Raw genomic sequence first — 3,249 nt, 5'->3', positions numbered from 1 at the left:
AAGTGGATGTAGACCGTTTAAGAATAAAAAGAAATACCGAAAAAATTGTATTTCCAGAAAAAGGAGCAAGAATGGGGAATTTTAATACAGTTAATGTTGGAGAAAACGAATCGTGGATCATCACAGGTGAATGGCTCGAAGGAACGTTCCCCGAATCTAAAAAAGGAGATAGGTTCTGGGTTGAAAGTAGCAATATAAATTATAATCAGTACATCGGAGATTTGCTTTTAGCGAGAGTGTATTGGAAATGATGTAAATGTATTGATGAAGAATGGAGATTTCTTTTAGAGTATAATTGAAAGTTAGCAACAATAATAGAAAATATTAGATAAATACAATGGACGGATTTACATACATAGTCTTGTTTTTTAGTTTAGTGTTTAATTTGATTGCAGCTTCTTATGATAGAACATCTTCTTCAATAGCCGAAATCCCAAGTGCTTTGAATATAAGGTTCATTGAAAAGCCTGAAAAGAAAGTGCTTGATGATTTACTCTATTTTAATGGTTTTTCTTTCAGAATTACGGGCAAATACCATCAAGAAAAAAATTTCAACAGACTTCCTGCCAAATATGAAAAAATAGTTAGGCCTGCAGTTTGGGGTTTAAGTAAAAATTCATCAGGAATCTCAATACACTTTACTACAAATTCACCGGTAATCGCTGCAAAATGGAAATTAATGAGCTATCCAAGAATGTCAAATATGACACCAATTGCTGCCAGTGGACTTGATTTGTATTGCTTAGTAGATGGGCAATGGCAATATGTAAATTCTGGAATTCCGTCCGGACTTAATAATGAGAAAACCCTAATATCCGATATGGATACTTGTTATAAAGAGTTCTTACTCAATCTTCCGTTATATGATGGTGTTGAAAATATCGAGATTGGCATCAATCCTAATTTTTCTATTTCAGCGCCAGAAAATATTATTTATAAAATAAATAAGCCAATTGTTTTTTATGGGACAAGCATCACTCAGGGAGCTAGTGCATCAAGACCCGGAATGGTCTACACTTCAATAATTTCCAGAAAACTTTCTGTAGAAACTATTAATTTGGGATTTAGCGGAAATGGAAGATTCGAATCATCGGTAGGTCAGGCATTATGTGAAATTGATGCTTCATTATTTGTTATCGATTGTACTGCAAACTCACATCCAGATACTATAAAGAACAACACGGTTAAACTTTTACAGCAGATCAGAGAGTGCAAACCAAATACGCCTATTCTTCTGGTGGAGAGTATAATAAGAGAATATTCTTATTTTAAAAAGTCTGATGAATCAACATTTGGAAGCAGAAAGTATATTTTAGCTCAGAACAATGAGCTGAAAAAATCCTTTAATGAGGCAAAAAATATTGGAATAGATAATCTATACTATTTAGAAAGCGATGGTTTAATTGGTTACGACCATGAAGGTACAATAGATGGAACCCATCTAACAGATTTAGGTTCTTATAGAATGGCTGAAAAAATGGAAACGAAAATTATTGAAATACTAAAATTGAAATAAGATAAATTTGTTAAATGATATTCTGTAAGTAGCAGGGAGGCTGCAAAAAGATTAGGGCGTGATACTTTTTTATGACAATCTGTTTGAAATAGTAATTTAAGACCTGTTGCGCTTGTATTTTATCCGCGCCTGAAGGTTGGCAATAGGATTTTAATACAGTTGTAAGATAGTATTGAATGTTGAAGCAACGATGGGAAAGAAAATGATATTATATGGAAAAGGAAGCTGTTGAAATCCAACCTTCTATGGTGAACAAGACAACAGATTATTTATGCAGAAATATTGTTTATAATTTTAGGTGAGATGGTTCGCTAAAGGTTGCACGCGATGTGCTGATACCTTTTAAAATCTTTTTTAAACTTCTCTGAGTAGGTTATTTTATAACTAGTCATTAATCAGCCATCAAATCATTTACAAGTCTTCCGTATTATCATACCTTTTCAGAGAAGGTCTTTCTTTTCTTGCGTCTTCAATAGCCTGTCTTGTCTAGCGGAAACGTGTTGCGTCAAATAGCTACATATATAATATTATAGCTTTTGCAAGGCTTGTTTTACAGTGTCCTTGTTGGGCTTGGATATGGGTATTTTTTCTCAAGACATTAAGAGCAGAATACCACCGTCTTCTTTTAACCAACTTTTTACGTATTTTGGATTTACTAAATGGCTTTGGTGAGTTCTTAAAAACCCATTGGGGCGCAGTAAGTCTGCATATTCTTTAAGTGATTTAGAAACCAATATTTTTTCATCACTCAAAAGGAAAAAGTGGGTATAGGTATTATCTGCTTCGCAACGTATAATTTCTGACAAAGCAACGTACCTTATTTCGCTTTGCATCTGTAGGGCAATTTTGTTAACGTTCGTTTCTGGATTTTTTAGTTGCTGCAGTAAAAAATCGAGCTGCGAAGTCTGTATTTGTGTTGCCGATTTATGTTCGGCTTTATTTACCGCATTCATCAGTTCTTCAATATCAATAGGTTTTAAAAGATAATCTAAGGCGGCAAATTTTACAGCTTGTATCCCATATTGGTCGTAAGCGGTAACAAAAACAACTTCGAAATTACGCGTTGGAAGCATTTTTAGTACATCAAAACCTGTTTGCTCGCCCATTTGAATATCCAGAAACACTAAATCAGGCAAATATTTTTCAATAGCATCAACCGCATCACTTACACTTTGCGCTGTTGCGATTATAGTTACCTGCGGACAGTGCTTTTCTAGCAAAGTACGCAGGTTTTCTAAGTTGGAAATCTCGTCATCTATCAAAACTGCTCTCATCATATTATAGCCAATCAGTTAATGTTAAGCTTATTTTAGTGCCGTTAGCGGTTGATTGTATAACTAAGGTAAAGTGATTTTCTTTATAAACACTATTTAATAGGGCTATTCTGCTGCCACTTAATAGCAGACCCAAACCATTATTCTTTTTTTCTGTGTCAAATCCATTTCCATTATCAGTAACAGTTAACACCAAATCATTTGCCTGCTTAATGAATGTGACGGTAATTTTTCCGTCGGTAGCTTTCTGCGATATGCCGTGCTTCACCGCATTTTCTACAAATGGTTGTAGCAGCATACTTGGTATTTCAATGTTATCTAGAGCCAAGTTTTCGGAGTGGTTGATTTCGTATTTAAAGCCGAACCGCAATTGCTCCATTTGCAGGTAATCGTCTAGTAAAGTTTTTTCTTGTGATAAACTAATCAGTTCTTTATCATCAAGTACGTTACGAGTTAACC

General features: G+C 34.4%; 3 protein-coding genes and 1 pseudogene. 2 read left to right on the top strand and 2 right to left on the bottom strand.

The window, feature by feature from the left end:
* Both ABWO41_RS16980 and ABWO41_RS16975 read left to right on the top strand, forming a co-directional pair.
* Window positions 1–251, top strand: a pseudogene (locus ABWO41_RS16980) (hypothetical protein); the annotation flags it as partial.
* Window positions 252–385: 134 nt separating this feature from the next.
* A complete protein-coding gene (locus ABWO41_RS16975; RefSeq protein ID WP_353140568.1) occupies window positions 386–1,516 on the top strand; it encodes an SGNH/GDSL hydrolase family protein in 1,131 nt (376 codons plus the stop codon).
* Between the two features lie 590 nt (window positions 1,517–2,106).
* Here ABWO41_RS16975 and ABWO41_RS16970 read toward each other — a convergent pair.
* Window positions 2,107–2,793, bottom strand: coding sequence for a LytR/AlgR family response regulator transcription factor (locus tag ABWO41_RS16970; RefSeq protein WP_353140565.1), 687 nt, complete (start codon window positions 2,791–2,793; stop codon window positions 2,107–2,109).
* A gap of 1 nt (window position 2,794) precedes the next feature.
* On the bottom strand, window positions 2,795–3,249 hold a 455-nt coding region (locus tag ABWO41_RS16965; protein ID WP_353140562.1), incomplete at its 5' end, for a sensor histidine kinase.

Origin of the sequence: Pseudopedobacter sp., assembly GCF_040392825.1 — a bacterium.
GTDB lineage: Bacteria > Bacteroidota > Bacteroidia > Sphingobacteriales > Sphingobacteriaceae > Pseudopedobacter.
This window is presented reverse-complemented; position numbering and strand designations above follow the sequence as displayed.